The following is a 14,036-nucleotide window of genomic DNA, read 5'->3' as shown; positions in this document are numbered from 1 at the left end:
CGTGCCGTGGGCGTACGTGAGCGCGCCGAAACCGCTCAGGCGGTGAGGAACTCGGCCGGTAGTTCGATATCGCGCACAGCGGTGTTCTCCTCGAGGTGCGCGACCGACGACGTGCCGGGGATCAACAACACATTCGGCGCCACGGTCAGCGTCCAGGCCAGCGCGATCTGCGCGGGTGTATAGCCGAGATCCGTTGCGGCCTTCGTGACGACGGGGTTGCCGAGCACGGGGTTGTCGGCGGTGAACGCGGATCCCAGCGGGAAGAACGGCACGAACGCGATGCCCTGTTCGGTGCAGGCGTCGAGGACGGGTTGTGAGGTGCGGTCGACGAGGTTGTAGGCATTCTGCACGCAGACGATCTCGGTGCGATCCAGCGCAATCCGCAGATGTTCCAGCGACGTGTTGGACAGTCCGATGCCGTCGATCAGACCCTCGTCGCGGGCCCTGATCATCGCAGTGAGCTGACGGTCGAACAGGTCGCGGTCCTCGACGACGGCAGGAGCGTCGCCGCCGTCGCGTGCGAACAACCGCAGGTTGACCGCGGCCAGCCGGTCCGTGTGGAGCGTCTCGAGGTTCTCCTCGATCTGCCGACGGAGGTCGTCGGGCTCCTGCGCCGGCAGCCACTCACCGTTGTCGCCCCGCGTCCCGCCGACCTTGGAGACCAGCGCGAGGTCGGCCGGATAGGGGTGCAGTGCCTCGCGGATCAGCTCGTTGGCGACGTTCGGTCCGTAGATCTGTGCGGTGTCGATGTGATTGATACCGAGTTCGACCGCGCGGCGCAGCACCGCGATCGCCTGATCATGGTCGCGGGGTGGGCCGAAGACGCCGGGGCCGGTCAGCTGCATCGCACCGAAGCCGACGCGGCCGACGGTGTGGGGTCCGAGGGGGAAGGTCTGCATAGGTCACCTATCGTCGATTTCGGCGTGATTGGTCGCGCCCAGCGCAACCAACCACGCCGAAATCACGGCTATTCCTCGCCGAGGACGCCGTAGATCTCCCGGCGGGCGTTGTTGACGATCTCGATGATGCGCGCCTGCTGTTCGTCACTGGCGGCGTAGGCCGACTGCGCGACGGCGCCCATCAGCTGACCGGCCGCGCTGCGCAGGTTGGCGTGACCGGGTCCGGCGTCGTCGGTGATCTGTTCCCACGGCGCGGTTTCCACCTTCTCGGCGGCCGAGCGGCCGTCGTCGGTGAGTTCGAACAGCTTCTTGCTGCCCTCGGTCTCGGTGCCGACGATGAGTCCTTCGTCGACGAGCAGTTGCAGCGTCGGATACACCGAGCCGGGGCTGGGCTTCCACAGCCCGTTGCTGCGTGCGGCGATCTCCTGGATCATCTCGTAGCCGTGCATCGGCCGTTCGGCCAGCAGCGTGACGATCGCGGCGCGCACGTCGCCGCGGCGACTACGGCCGCCACCGCGCCGTCCCCTCTGACCCGGCCCGAAGCCGAAACCGCCGCCGCGGGGGTCGAATCCGAACTCGAAGCCGGGCCCGTGGCCGGGTCCGCGGCCGAACCCGGGACCGAAGCCCGGTCCGAAACCGGGGGCGAAGCCCGGTCCGAAGCCTGGGCCGTGCTCGTCGACGCAGTCGGTGCGACGCTGCTCTCGCATCTGGTCGCGGAAGTCGCGGCGGGCCTGCCTGCGCTGGCCGTGCAGCGCACGCCGATCACCGGGGCCGAAGCCGAAACCGAAACCGCCGGGTGGGGTGATGAATGAGTTGCTCATGTTCGTGAATCCTTCGATGCCGAGGAAGCACGGAACGCGCTTCCGATACGTTGACGATATATCGGAAACTATCGCGATGCAACGATCAATTTCTGCGCTGGTCGATCCCCTCCGCCACACCGCGGGCCCATTCGGCCTCCATGGCGGCCAGTCGGAGCCCGTATTCGAGGGCGGCGCGGCCGTAGAACGCGGCATCGTCGTCGTTCCAATGCAGCGAGTCGCGCAACGCCTCGAGGCGCGCGAGTTCAGCCTCGGCGTGTTCGGCGAACTCGGCGGCGTACCTGCGGGCGGCGGCCGGGGTGAGTTCGCCGAGTAGGAACACCCGGAGCAGATCCGGTCGGCGCAGGGGCGGATCGTCGCCTGCGTCGGTGATCCACCGTCTGAGTTCGGCCCGCCCCGCGGCCGTGACGCGGTACTCCTTGCGTCCCCGCGGACCGACGTCGGTGACCTCGATGAGACCGGCGTCGGCAAGTCGGTTCAGCTCGCTGTAGAGCTGGCTCTGCGTCGCGGGCCATACGTTGGCCATCGACTTCTCGAAGCGCTTGAGCAGGTCGTATCCGCTGCCGGGCTGCTGCGCGAGGAGGCCGAGGGCGGCGAATCGAAGGCTCACCACGAAAGCGTACGGCCCGACATTCCACGTGTGGAATGTCGGGCCGTAGGCGTGTCGCCTAGTTGGTGACCAGCGTCGCGCCTTCTGCGACGCGCAGGGCGGTCAGCCGCCACGGGCCGCGGGTGGCCAGCACGTAGTAGATGGCGAACGCCACGCCGCAGCCAATGAACCAGCTGTACTGCGCGGCGCCGGCCATGCCGAACACGACGCCGCCGAGCAGCACGGGCGCCATGGCCAGCACGGCAGCCACCAGTGTGGCGGCCACCGCGGCCGGATTGTAGCCCTTCTTGTACCAGTAGTTGGCCGTCTTCGACATCGTGAAGAGGTCGTCCACGACGATCTTCTGCTTGCGAACCAGGTAGAAGTCGGCGATCAGCACACCGAACAGCGGACCGATGAACGCGCCGAGCGTCTCGAGCGTGTAGTGGATGACCTCAGGGTTGCTGTAGAGGTTCCACGGCGTGAGCAGCACCGACCCGACCGCGGCGATCATGCCGCCCATGCGCCAGCTGATCCGCTGCGGGCTCACGTTGGAGAAGTCGAACGCGGGGCTGATGAAGTTGGCCACGATGTTGATGCCGATCGTCGCGATCGAGAACGTCAAGGCGCCGAGCACGATTGCGGTGACACTGTCGATCCGCGCGACGGTCTCGACCGGGTCGGTGAGCAGTTCGCCGAACACCGGCACCGTGGCGGCCGCGGTGACGACCACCAGTATCGAGAACATCAGGAAGTTGATCGGCAGCCCGAGGAAGTTACCCTTCTTGACCGCATCGAAGCTCTTGCCGTAGCGGGCGAAGTCGCCGAAGTTCAGCATGGGCCCGGAGAAGTACGACACCACCAGTGCGATCGCGCCGAGCATGACGACCAGCGTGTTGCCCTGCTTCTCGCCGCCCAGCGACAGGCTCACGTGCCAGCCCGACTTCCACAGCAGGTAGCCGCAGAGGATGAACATCACGACGTAGACGGCGGGGCCGCAGAAGTCGATGAACTTGCGGATCGATTCCATCCCGCGCCAGAACACGCAGGCTTGCAGCACCCACAGCAGCATGAAGCTGCACCAGCCCAGCAGCGACAGGCCCGTGAAGCCGTACTGGTCGACGTCGGCGTAGGGCGCAAGACCGGGCCACAGTTTGAGCAGCACGATATCGAGTGCCGCCGAGGCCAGGTAGGTCTGGATGCCGTACCAGGCCACGGCGATCAGCCCGCGGATGATTGCCGGGATGTTCGCGCCGAGAACGCCGAAGGAACTACGGCACACCACGGGGTACGGCACACCGGCCTGCTGGCTGGGCTTGGCGACCAGATTGCACAGCACGTTGACGATCACGATGCCGACGAGAAGGGCGATCAGCACCTGCCAGCTCGCCAGACCGAGGGCGAACAGGCTGCCCGCGGTGACGTAGCCGCCGACGCTGTGCACGTCGGACATCCAGAACGCGAAGATGTTGTACGACGACCACGTCTGCTTGCCCAGCGGCGCGAGGTCCTCGTTGGTCAGCTGCGGGTCGTAGCTGTCCTTGATCACCCCGCTGCCGACGGGATGCCCCGCGGCTTCGACGACGTCGCCCGCGCCGACCACGGCGCTCGGTGGGAGGTCACGGATCTCTGTCATGTGTGGTTCCTGTCCATCGGGCGAGGCGATGAACGGAACGTAGCTTCGGTGTGTTTCACCGTCATTGCGCAGTGAATATATTTCGCCGCCATCGGCAACATGATCGACTCATTCGCCGCTCACCCGTGCGCGATCAGTCCGGTGTCCGGGGGCAGCGCTGCCACCACGGTGTTGAGCCGCCGGTGGTGATCTCGGCTCGTCGCGAGGAGTGCGTCGACGTCGCGGTCGAGGAAGGCTTCGAGCATGCGGCCGTGGTCAGCGTGCAACGCGGCCCGTTCGGCTCGCTCGACGTGCACCATCAGCTGCACGGGTTCGGTTATGTTCCAAGCGGATTCGAGCATGTGCACCAGGCGCAGCATTCCGGACGGCCGGGTCATGCCGATGTGGAAGTGCCGGCTCTGGCGGTGGTATGAGTGCCGATCGTCCTCCTCCACCGCCCTCTCCAGCAGACGATGTGCGGCGGCCACCGCCGTGCGGTCGGCCTGCGACGCGTTGGCCACCGCCGCGGCGAGTGCCGCCGACTCGAGCGTCTCGCGGACGATGTACATCTCGGCGAGTTCGGTGGCCGTCAGCAGCGCGACGCTGTAGCCGACGTTGGGCTGGTGCGCGACGAGGCCCTCGGCGACGAGCGTCTTGAGGCTCTCGCGGACCGGGATGGCGCTGACGCCGAGCACCTCGGCGACGTCGTTCACCGGGATGGCCGACCCGGGCGGGGCGCCACCTTCGAGGATGACGCGGCGCAGCTCGTCGACCACTGTGCGCCGTGAATCCGGCGATCGGTTGGCCGACAGCTTCGTCAACAGAGCGGAGTGTCGACGGGCCGGCATTGGATGGATCTTCCTCCGTTCGGCGCCGATGCGCGGGCCGAAGCGCCGAACGACCGTCAGCTGCGGACCGGCGCGGGACGCTCGTCGCGGGCGTGCCACGTGGCCAGCAGCCGCATCGCGGTCTCGGAGGGCGAACCCGGTTCGGTCGTGTAGACGTACAGGATCTGATCGGGGTCGGTGGCAGGGCTGAGTGCCTGGTACTGCACAGTCAGATCACCGACGAGCGGGTGGTGGTAGGCCTTGCTGCCCGTGGTGCGGCGCTGCACATCGTGACCGGACCACCACCTGCGGAACTCCTCGGAGTGGATGGAGAGCTCGCCGACGAGGGTCGAGAGTTTCTCGTCGTCGGGGTAGCGGCCGGCATCGAACCGCAGCATCGCCACCGTATCGGCCGCCACCTGGCGCCAGTCGGCGTACAGCTCGCGGGCGTGGGGGTCGAGGAAGACGAAACGGGCCTGGTTGCGCTGCGGTGCGGCGAGCTCGCGGAACTCGGTGATCAGGGCGCCGGCCAGCCGATTGTGCGCGAGCACATCGAGACGCCGCCCGAGGACGAACGCCGGCGAGCGCACCTCGTCCATCAGATCGAGCAGCCGCAGCGTGGCCGGGTCCACCCGCTGCGGGCGGGGACGGCGTGTGCGGCGGCCGGGTCGGGGGCGGCCGAGCTGGTGCAGATGCTGGCGTTCGGCGTCGGTGAGCTGCAACGCGGTCGCCAGTGCGTCGAGGACGTCGGCAGATGCGCTGCGGCTGCGCCCCTGCTCGAGCCGGGTGTAGTAGTCGACGCTGACCCCGGCAAGTTGTGCCAACTCTTCGCGGCGCAGCCCCGGCACCCGGCGGCGCACCTGGGCACCGTCCAGACCGGCGTCGTCGGGGGTGAGACGGGCGCGGCGGGCACTGAGGAACTCGGCGAGTTCAGTTCCATTGCGATCACCCATGACCTTCAGTGTGCCGCCACCGGCCGGCGTCCACGGACCCGAAGGTGGCCCACCTTGTCCCCCGATGAATCAGGCCAGCTCCGGGCCCCATGCGGCGGCGTCCGGCCGGTTGTCTGGAGTGCGCAAAGCAGTCAGTCACGAGAAAGGGACACGTATGTCGTCACTCATCACCAACACCCCACTGGCCGGCCGGGTCGCCGTCGTCACCGGTGCGTCCAGCGGAATCGGCGAAGCCACCGCGCAGCGCCTGGCCGCAGTCGGTGCCCGGGTCGCGGTCGCCGCCCGCCGCACCGACAACCTCGAGCGCCTCGCCGAGCGCATCCGATCGGACGGCGGGACCGCCCTGGTGCTGCCGCTCGATGTCACCGACCGGGATGCGGTGACTGCCGCGGCGGACCGGGTCACCGACGAGTTCGGGCCCGCCGACCTGGTGTTCAACAACGCCGGCGTGCAGCTGATCTCGGCGATCGAGGAGCTCAAGGTCAACGACTGGCAGCGCCAGATCGATCTGAACGTCACGGGCGTGATGAACGTGATCGGCGCCTTCGTCCCGCAGTTGATCGCGGCCGCCGGCGCCGGGCGACCGGCCGACCTGATCACCACGTCGTCGATCGCGGCCACCCGGGTGCTGGAGAAGTTCTCGGTCTACTCGGGGACCAAGGCCTACCTCAGCCAGCTGACGCGGCTGCTGCGGGTCGAACTCGGCCGCAAGATGGTTCGGGTGTCGACGGTCGAACCCGGCATGGTCGACACCGAACTGCCGCTGCACGTCACCGATCCCGATGCCAGCAAGCTGATGGCCGATCTCCTCGCCGACATCGACGTCCTCACCCCGGCCGACGTCGCCGAGACCGTGGCGTTCATCGCCGCGGTGCCCCGCCACGTCAACCTCACCGAGATCACCATCCTGCCGACCGCTCAGGCGATCTGACCGGGCAGCGGGGAACCCGACCCCGCTCTCCTCACATTCCACTATTGACATGTCACATGAGGAGTGTCATCGTGGTGGCAGACTTTCCAGTCCAACCCCAGGAGTCCGGTATGACCGACACCACTGACACCTCCGCCCTGTTCGGCACCGGTCAGTTCTTCCAGAAGGGCAACTACGCGCCCGTAGCCGACGAACTGACCGCTTTCGACCTGCCCGTCGAGGGGCGAATCCCGCCGGACCTGCAGGGCTGGTACCTGCGCAACGGCCCCAACCCCCGCCAACCCAACGCGCACTGGTTCACCGGCGACGGCATGATCCACGGCGTCCGCATCGAGAACGGCCGCGCCGCCTGGTATCGCAACCGGTGGGTGCGCACCGAGAGCTTCGAGCAGAACTTCCCGGTCTACAACTCCGACGGCTCCCGCAACCTGCACTCGAGCGTCGCCAACACCCACGTGGTCAACCATGCCGGTAAGACGCTCGCCCTGGTCGAATCCTCGCTGCCCTACGAGATCACCAACGACCTGCAGACCATCGGCGCCTACGACTTCGGCGGCAAACTGGTCGACTCGATGACCGCCCACCCCAAGATCTGCCCCACGACCGGCGAGCTGCACTTCTTCGGGTACGGCAACCTGTTCGAGCCGTACGTGACCTACCACCGCGCCGACGCCGACGGTCAGCTGACCGTCAACCGGCCGATCGACGTCAAGGCGTTGACGATGATGCACGACTTCGCGATGACCAGCGGGCACATCATCTTCATGGATCTGCCGATCGTGTTCAACATGGACATCGCGCTCAAGGGCGAAGGCGACATGCCCTACCGGTGGGACGACTCCTACGGCGCCCGCCTCGGCGTGCTGCGGCGTGACGATCCGTTCGGCGAGGTCCGCTGGTTCGACATCGACCCGTGCTACGTGTTCCACGTCGCCAACGCCTACGAGAGCGGCAACACGCTGGTGCTGCAGGCGGTGCGCTACCCCCATTTGTGGCGTGAGACAGGTGGATTCGACGTCGACAGCGTGCTGTGGAGCTGGACGATCGACCTCGCGACCGGTGTGGTTCGTGAAGGGCAACTTGACGACCGGGCGGTCGAGTTCCCCCGCATCGACGACCGGCTGGCGGGCCTGCCCGCGCGCTATGCGGTGTCGGTGGGCGATCAACGACTGGTCCGCTACGACCTGACGACCGGTGCGGCCGTGGAGCATGCCTTCGGTACCGCGGATGCGCCGGGCGGACCCGGAGAGGCGGTGTTCGTGCCGGCGTCGTCGGGACCTGCGGACGAGCTCAACGGGTGGTACCTGGCATACGTCTACGACCCGGAGCGCGACGGCAGCGATCTGGTGATCCTCGACGCTGCCGACTTCGCGGCCCCGCCGGTCGCCAAAATCAAACTACCGCACCGGGTTCCGTACGGATTCCACGGCAACTGGATCGACAGCTAGACGCTCAGCCGGGCGGGGTGAAACCCGTACCCTGCGGCGGTGCGGCGGCCGCGTACGACGGCGCGGGGGCCGAGGGGTACACCGGGGGGGTGGGCACCAGGCGCGCCAGCTCGCGCCGGTGCCGTTCGGCCAGCACGGCGGCCAGGACGAACTGCGGCGGCGTACCGGGCGGCGGTGGCGGCGAAATCCGCGAGACGACTTCGCCGGCGATGCGGTACGCCATCTCATCCCGCAGCCGGGGATCGAGTTGGTTTGCGCGCGAGAGGAATTGGCGGGCGCGCTCGGCCTGCTCGCCGCCGAGCCCCGACAGCTCCAGCGATGCGGCCCACCACGCCAGCGACGGCGGCATCACCGGCGGCGGGCTCACCCGCGGCGCCCGTTCGCTGATCACCACGGTGCCGGCGAAGATGTCACCGATGCGTTTGCCCTTCGGCGAGAGCAGGCTGCACACCGCCGCCGGTCCTCCCGCGAGCATCCACAATTCGATGAATCCGGCCAGCGCGCGAAACAGGGCCTGCCGGAACCGTTCCGGGCCACCGTCCTCCGACACCACCCGCAGACCGAGCGCCATCTTGCCCAGACTCCGGCCCCGCGTCGCCGTCTCGAACACCAGCGGATAACCGACCAGCGTGAGAACGGTGAAGATGATCAGCACCGCCGACGACAGCGCGGTGTCGAAGTCGCTCAGGGTGGTCGCCCACAGGACGACGCCGAGTACATAGCCGACGAAGATGACGACGATGTCGATCATCGCCGACAGCGCGCGGATCGGCAGTTGGGCGAGCTGGACGTCGAGCACCACCGCGTCACCGGTGACCACCGGTTCGGGCTGGGAGACCATATGGCCACGCTACTAGGCTGGCCGGCGTGGATGTCGATGCGTTCGTGCTGGCCCACCGCCCCACCTGGGACCGGCTCGACGAACTCGTCAAGCGGCGCCGCAGGCTGACCGGCGAGGAGGTCGACGAACTCGTCGACCTCTACCAGCGGGTGTCGACCCACCTGTCCATGGTGCGTTCGGCCTCCACGGACTCTGTGCTCGTCGGCCGGCTCTCCGGACTGGTGGCGCGGGCGCGCGCGGCGGTGACCGGCGCACACGCTCCGCTGTGGCGGGAGTTCGCGCGCTTCTGGACGGTCTCGTTCCCCGTCGTCGCCTACCGGTCCTGGCGGTGGTGGCTCGGTTCGGCCGCCGCCTTCTTCCTCGTCGCCGCACTGATCGGGTTCTGGGTGGCGGGCAATCCCGAGGTGCAGTCGACCATCGGCACCCCGAGCGATATCGATCAACTGGTCAACGAGGATTTCGCCTCGTACTACAGCGAGAATCCCGCGGGCTCGTTCGCCCTGCGGGTGTGGGTGAACAACGCGTGGGTGGCCGCGCAGTGCATCGGCTTCGCAATCCTGCTCGGCCTGCCGATTCCCTACATCCTGTTCCAGAACGCGGCGAACCTCGGCCTGGTGGGCGGATTGATGTTCGACGCAGGCAAGGGCGACATCTTCCTCGGGCTGCTGACCCCGCACGGACTGCTCGAGCTGACCGCCGTCTTCCTCGCGGCGGCGGCCGGGATGCGGTTGGGCTGGATGGTGATCGCGCCCGGCCACCGGCCGCGGGGCCAGGTGCTCGCCGAACAGGGCCGTGCCGTCGTCGCCGTCGCCGCCGGTCTGGTGGTGGTCCTGCTGCTGTCCGGTCTGATCGAAGCGCTGGTCACCCCCTCGCCGCTACCCACCTTCGCGCGGATCGCGATCGGGGTCGCCGCGGAGCTCGCCTTCCTCGGCTACGTCGTGCATTTCGGCCGCAGGGCGGTCAGGGCCGGCGAGTCCGGAGACATCGAAGATGCGCCTGACGTGGTGCCGACCGGCTGATCACATGCGGCCTGTCGCCTTCATCTCGAGATAACGGTCGGCGAGCGCGGGTGCGAGTTCATCGGGTGGGGCGTCGACGACGTCCGCCCCCACCTGCCGCAGCGCGGCGGCGATGCGGTGCCGGTCGTTGCGTGCGCGTTCGGCGGCGGCGGCGTCATATACGGCCGCGGCGTCGTCGCGTCCCGCCGCCAGCACATCCACCCTCGGATCGGCGACCGCGGCGATCAGGACGTGGTGGCGGGTGGCGAGCTGCGGGAGCACCTCCATCAGACCCTCTTCCAGCGCGGAGGCGTTCAGATCGGTCAGCAGCACCACCAGCGCGCGACGGCGGACCCGGCGCTGAACCGCCGACGCCATCGCGGCCGGATCCGATTCGACGAGCGCGGGTTGCAGCGGAGCCATCGCCGTCACCAGCTGCGCCAGCAACTCGGTGCGCGACGCGTTGAACACCCCGGCGCGGGCGACCCGGTCGTGGGCCAGGAAGTCGACACGGTCACCGGCGCGGGCGGCGAGCGCCGCCAGCAGCAGCGCGGCGTCCATCGACCAGTCCAGCCGGGGCCAGCCGCCAGTGTCCGCTGCCGTCGGGTCGACACCGACGCGGCCGGCCGAGGTGCGGCCGGTGTCGAGGACGATGACGATGCGCTGATCGCGTTCCGGCCGCCACGTGCGCACCACGACGTCGGCGCGCCGCGCGCTGGCCCGCCAGTCGATCGAGCGGACGTCGTCACCGATGACGTATTCGCGCAGTGAATCGAATTCGGTGCCCTGGCCGCGGATCAATGCGGGTGTCGAGCCGTCGAGTTCGCGCAGCCGCGCCAGCCGGGACGGTAAGTGCTTGCGGGACAGGAACGGTGGCAGTACCCGGATCTGGCCGGTCACGCGGTGGGAGGTCTGCCGTCCGGCCAGGCCGAGCGGGCCGATCGAACGTGCGGTGACGAGCGCGGAGGTCAGGTCGCCGCGCCGTGTCGGGCGCAGGGTGGTGCGCAGCGTGAGGTGTTGTCCGGCAGGCAGATCGACGCGATGAGTGCGCGGTTCACCGTGTGCGCTCGGCGGCCAGGCGTCGCGCAGTCGGCCCCGGAACCGCCGTCTGCCCGGGTTGTGCACGGCCAGTACGGAGTTGACAGACTGTCCGAGCCGGGCCGCGGTGTCCCCGGACCGGGTCAGCGCCAACGCGCGCGGGCTCGCCGCCAGCGCGATGTCCACGACGATCGCGGCGAGCAGTGCCCCGACCAGCACCACGAACGCCACCCCGGGGGCCGGCGCCGCACCGATCGGCACCACGCAGAGCAGGGCGATCAGCGCCGCGCGCCCGGTGAGGACCACTAGCGTGGCACCGGCACCGAGGCGAGGATGCCGTCGAGCACCCCGTCCGGGCTGGCCCCCTCCAGTTCGGCCTCCGGGCGCAGCGCGATGCGGTGTCGCAGCGTCGGCCTGGCCATCGCCTTGACGTCGTCGGGGGTGACATAGGTGCGCCCGGACAGCCACGCCCACGAGCGCGCCGTCGCCAGCAGCGCGGTCGCACCGCGTGGTGAGACGCCCAGCTGCAGAGACGGCGACCGGCGGGTGGCGCCGGCGATGTCGACGATGTAGCCGAGCACCTCGTCGGCGACCAGTACCTGACGCACCGCGGCCCGGCCCGCGGCCAGCTCCGCGGGCCCGGCGACCGCCCGCACCGACGACAGGTCGCGCGGATCGAAGCCGCGGGCGTGGCGGTCGAGGATCGCGATCTCCTGCTCACGCGGGGGCAGCGGCACGTTCAGCTTGAGCAGGAAGCGGTCGAGTTGTGCCTCGGGCAGTTGGTAGGTGCCTTCGTACTCGATCGGATTCTGGGTGGCGGCGACGATGAACGGGTCGGGCAGCGGACGGGGTTCACCGTCGACGCTGACCTGCCGCTCCTCCATCGCCTCCAGCAGCGCCGCCTGGGTTTTCGGCGGAGTCCGGTTGATCTCGTCGGCCAGCAGCAGGTTGGTGAACACCGGCCCGGCGCGGAATTCGAATTCGGCGGTGCGCGCGTCGTAGACCAGCGACCCCGTCACGTCGCCGGGCATCAGATCCGGCGTGAACTGCACCCGCTTGAACTCCAGCGCCAAGGTGGCGGCCAGCGTGCGGACCAGCAGCGTCTTCGCCACTCCCGGAACGCCTTCGAGCAGCACGTGACCACGGCACAGCAGCGCGATGACCAGTCCGCTGACCACAGCGTCCTGGCCGACCACGGCCTTGCCGATCTCTTCCCGCAGGGCCAGCAGCGCCTGACGCGCTGAATCGGCTGTCACCTCGCGGATGGGCTGCGCTGATGGCTGTGTCACGAGTGGGCGACCTGCCTTTCGATGTCGTCGAGCTGATGGGCGATGGTGACCAGTTCGGTGTCGGTGGCCGGGGCCGGTCCGTACAGCGTGCGCCCGACGGCCTCGGGGTCGGCGCCGGTCCGCTGGGCGACGGCCTGGATGACCGCGGGGCGTTGCGCGCCTGCGGCCAGGCCGAGCCGGGGCAGCAGCCGCGAGAGCGTGGCGGTGCGCAGGGCTTCGGCGGCGCGGTCGCGGGCGCGTCGGGACCGGTACAGCCGGCCGCGGCCCTCGACGGTTTCCGACGCCCGGATCACCACCGGAAGTGTCTCGGCGACAAGCGGTCCCATGCGCCGGCCCTGCCAGAACGCGAGGAGGGCCACCGCGAGCGACAACTGCAGGACGATCCAGGTCACCTGGTCGGGGATGAGGTCGGTGAGGGTGGCGCTGCCGGCGGCGCCCTCGCGTTCCCGCGGCGCGAACCAGACGACGCGCGGCGAGCTGCCCACCAGGTTCATCGCGAGCGCGGCGTCGCCCTGTTTGAGCAGTCCGGCGTTGGTCATGAATCCCGACGTGCCCACGACGGTGATCGTGCGGCCGGCGTCGCGGTAGCGGACCAGCGCGCCGTCGTAGCAGCTGGTCAACGGCAGGTCGGGGTTGGCCGACCGGTAACTGTCGGCCAACCCGAGCTGAGCGTCACCGGCGCGGTTCGCCTCCCGCAGGTCGCAGTCCGGCGCGGGGGCGAACGAACTCGCCCCCGCGCTGCGCAGTTCCGGGGCGAGTGCTTCGCGGACGCGGGACACGGGTTCGACGAGCAGCCGATCGCCCGGCAGGTCGGCCAGGCGCCGCAACTGCTCGTCGCCGGTGAGGCGGAACGTCTCGGCGAACACGATCAACGTGTCGTCGCGGGCCGCCCCTTCGACGTCGGCGACGCTGCGGGCCTCCACCACCTCGACGCCGCGGTCGCGCAGCAGGGTGACGAGCGCGCGAACGCCGTCGGGTGAGGTGGACTGCGGATCCATCGGCGCGCCGGGCCGCGGCGCGGTGAGATAGGTGCCGACCGTGGCGATGGCGACGATGACGAACAGCGCGAGGGCCACCCAGCGCCCGGTCCGCCAGCGCTGCCGGACAGTCGGGTTGACTGCCGTCACAGTGCGCGTCATCGCACCTCCGCCCAACCCGTGTGGGCCTGCGCGGCGCCGTCGGTGTGGCCGGCCGGTGGGGTGGCCGCGCGGATGTGGTCGTCGAGTTCGGCCACCGACCTGTACGCGGCCTCCGACCCGGGCCGGTCGCCGTAGGTGACGTCGTTGAAAGCTGTTGCCGCGTCGCGTAATTCGCCGGTCAGCTGGGGAAGCGCCTGTCCGGCGTCGCTCGCCAACTCGGTGGCGGTGCGGCCGGGAACCGGTGGGACCACGCCGGATTCCTCGAGTTGACGCGCCACCGCCCTGAGCCGGTGCCGGATCGCCAGCGACCATTGGCCGGCGGCGGCGTGTTGCTGTGCGGTGGCACGGTGTTGGGCGGCACTGAGTTCGTGACCGTCGTAGAGAGAGTGGCCACCCCGGTCGGTGCGCATGGTCTTGCGCGCGATGCGAACGGCCACCACTCCCGCCGCCGCCGCCAGCAGGAGCAGCACGCCGATCGTCAGCCAGCCGCCCGGTACGCCGGCGCCTCCCTGGGCGAGCCGGTAGATCAACTCGTTGAACCATTCGGAGAGACGGTCGGTCAGCGACGCCTTGGGGTAGATCGGCTTGTTCAGTTCCTGCTGGGCGGCCTCGTGCGCAGCGTCCCGATCGATGTCTACGGTCGGCACG

14 protein-coding genes are annotated in these 14,036 nt (G+C 69.3%); 3 read left to right on the top strand and 11 right to left on the bottom strand.

The genetic code is table 11. The features are described from left to right. Nucleotides 1–35: 35 nt before the first annotated feature. The 6 genes from I7X18_RS25305 to I7X18_RS25280 all read right to left on the bottom strand — a co-directional run bounded on the left by I7X18_RS25305 (nucleotide 36) and on the right by I7X18_RS25280 (nucleotide 5,704). On the bottom strand, nucleotides 36–899 hold the full coding sequence (locus tag I7X18_RS25305; RefSeq protein WP_193046719.1) for an oxidoreductase: 864 nt from the start codon (nucleotides 897–899) through the stop codon (nucleotides 36–38). A 68-nt stretch (nucleotides 900–967) separates the two neighbouring features. Beyond that, on the bottom strand, nucleotides 968–1,720 hold the full coding sequence (locus I7X18_RS25300; protein WP_193046718.1) for a PadR family transcriptional regulator: 753 nt from the start codon (nucleotides 1,718–1,720) through the stop codon (nucleotides 968–970). A gap of 85 nt (nucleotides 1,721–1,805) precedes the next feature. After that, a complete protein-coding gene (locus I7X18_RS25295) occupies nucleotides 1,806–2,333 on the bottom strand; it encodes a PadR family transcriptional regulator (protein ID WP_193046717.1) in 528 nt (175 codons plus the stop codon). A 55-nt stretch (nucleotides 2,334–2,388) separates the two neighbouring features. Further along, nucleotides 2,389–3,945: an NCS1 family nucleobase:cation symporter-1 gene (locus I7X18_RS25290; RefSeq protein ID WP_193046716.1), complete on the bottom strand. Its 1,557-nt coding sequence runs from the start codon at nucleotides 3,943–3,945 to the stop codon at nucleotides 2,389–2,391. A gap of 119 nt (nucleotides 3,946–4,064) precedes the next feature. Next, nucleotides 4,065–4,772 carry a GntR family transcriptional regulator gene (locus tag I7X18_RS25285; RefSeq protein ID WP_193046715.1) on the bottom strand — a complete coding sequence of 236 codons (708 nt, stop codon included), beginning with the start codon at nucleotides 4,770–4,772 and terminating at the stop codon, nucleotides 4,065–4,067. 56 nt (nucleotides 4,773–4,828) lie between these two features. Continuing rightward, the gene (locus I7X18_RS25280) at nucleotides 4,829–5,704 is read right to left on the bottom strand and encodes a helix-turn-helix transcriptional regulator (RefSeq protein ID WP_193046714.1); all 876 of its coding nucleotides are present in this window, start codon (nucleotides 5,702–5,704) and stop codon (nucleotides 4,829–4,831) included. A 154-nt stretch (nucleotides 5,705–5,858) separates the two neighbouring features. Between I7X18_RS25280 and I7X18_RS25275 the strand changes: the two genes are divergently transcribed. Then, the gene (locus tag I7X18_RS25275) at nucleotides 5,859–6,635 is read left to right on the top strand and encodes an SDR family oxidoreductase (protein ID WP_193046713.1); all 777 of its coding nucleotides are present in this window, start codon (nucleotides 5,859–5,861) and stop codon (nucleotides 6,633–6,635) included. Between the two features lie 110 nt (nucleotides 6,636–6,745). Continuing rightward, nucleotides 6,746–8,083: a carotenoid oxygenase family protein gene (locus I7X18_RS25270; protein WP_193046712.1), complete on the top strand. Its 1,338-nt coding sequence runs from the start codon at nucleotides 6,746–6,748 to the stop codon at nucleotides 8,081–8,083. Nucleotides 8,084–8,087: 4 nt separating this feature from the next. Here I7X18_RS25270 and I7X18_RS25265 read toward each other — a convergent pair whose 3' ends face one another. Further along, nucleotides 8,088–8,924 (bottom strand): RDD family protein, encoded by an 837-nt coding sequence (locus tag I7X18_RS25265; RefSeq protein WP_193046711.1) that lies wholly within the window; start codon nucleotides 8,922–8,924, stop codon nucleotides 8,088–8,090. Nucleotides 8,925–8,950: 26 nt separating this feature from the next. On the opposite strand from I7X18_RS25265, the gene I7X18_RS25260 reads away from it, so the two are divergent. Further along, nucleotides 8,951–9,943, top strand: coding sequence for a stage II sporulation protein M (locus tag I7X18_RS25260; protein ID WP_193046710.1), 993 nt, complete (start codon nucleotides 8,951–8,953; stop codon nucleotides 9,941–9,943). Here the strand turns inward: I7X18_RS25260 and I7X18_RS25255 are convergent, their stop codons facing one another. Genes I7X18_RS25255 through I7X18_RS25240 form a run of 4 tightly spaced genes read right to left on the bottom strand, consistent with a single transcriptional unit; the run spans nucleotide 9,944 to nucleotide 14,035 of the window. Next, nucleotides 9,944–11,266, bottom strand: coding sequence for a DUF58 domain-containing protein (locus I7X18_RS25255; protein WP_193046709.1), 1,323 nt, complete (start codon nucleotides 11,264–11,266; stop codon nucleotides 9,944–9,946). Beyond that, nucleotides 11,266–12,249 (bottom strand): AAA family ATPase, encoded by a 984-nt coding sequence (locus tag I7X18_RS25250; protein WP_193046708.1) that lies wholly within the window; start codon nucleotides 12,247–12,249, stop codon nucleotides 11,266–11,268. The genes I7X18_RS25255 and I7X18_RS25250 overlap by 1 nt, the downstream gene beginning before the upstream one ends. Further along, complete coding sequence (locus I7X18_RS25245; protein ID WP_193046707.1) at nucleotides 12,246–13,388, bottom strand: DUF4350 domain-containing protein; 1,143 nt, start codon at nucleotides 13,386–13,388, stop codon at nucleotides 12,246–12,248. Before I7X18_RS25245 ends, I7X18_RS25250 begins: the two co-directional genes overlap by 4 nt. Next, a complete protein-coding gene (locus I7X18_RS25240) occupies nucleotides 13,385–14,035 on the bottom strand; it encodes a DUF4129 domain-containing protein (protein ID WP_193046706.1) in 651 nt (216 codons plus the stop codon). The genes I7X18_RS25245 and I7X18_RS25240 overlap by 4 nt, the downstream gene beginning before the upstream one ends. Nucleotide 14,036: the final 1 nt, after the last annotated feature.

The sequence above is a fragment of the Mycolicibacterium baixiangningiae genome, from assembly GCF_016313185.1.
In the GTDB taxonomy this organism is placed as follows: Bacteria; Actinomycetota; Actinomycetes; order Mycobacteriales; family Mycobacteriaceae; genus Mycobacterium; species Mycobacterium baixiangningiae.
The sequence above is the reverse complement of the archived record's forward strand: the minus strand, read 5'-3'. Positions and strand labels throughout refer to the sequence as shown.

Bases quoted from the DNA above. Each gene is read 5' to 3' on its own strand.
- I7X18_RS25265 (WP_193046711.1), bottom strand. From the start codon at position 8,924: ATGGTCTCCCAGCCCGAACCGGTGGTCACCGGTGACGCGGTGGTGCTC.
- I7X18_RS25300 (WP_193046718.1), bottom strand. From the start codon at position 1,720: ATGAGCAACTCATTCATCACCCCACCCGGCGGTTTCGGTTTCGGCTTC.
- I7X18_RS25275 (WP_193046713.1), top strand. From the start codon at position 5,859: ATGTCGTCACTCATCACCAACACCCCACTGGCCGGCCGGGTCGCCGTC.
- I7X18_RS25285 (WP_193046715.1), bottom strand. From the start codon at position 4,772: ATGCCGGCCCGTCGACACTCCGCTCTGTTGACGAAGCTGTCGGCCAAC.
- I7X18_RS25305 (WP_193046719.1), bottom strand. From the start codon at position 899: ATGCAGACCTTCCCCCTCGGACCCCACACCGTCGGCCGCGTCGGCTTC.
- I7X18_RS25290 (WP_193046716.1), bottom strand. From the start codon at position 3,945: ATGACAGAGATCCGTGACCTCCCACCGAGCGCCGTGGTCGGCGCGGGC.
- I7X18_RS25280 (WP_193046714.1), bottom strand. From the start codon at position 5,704: ATGGGTGATCGCAATGGAACTGAACTCGCCGAGTTCCTCAGTGCCCGC.
- I7X18_RS25270 (WP_193046712.1), top strand. From the start codon at position 6,746: ATGACCGACACCACTGACACCTCCGCCCTGTTCGGCACCGGTCAGTTC.
- I7X18_RS25245 (WP_193046707.1), bottom strand. From the start codon at position 13,388: ATGACGCGCACTGTGACGGCAGTCAACCCGACTGTCCGGCAGCGCTGG.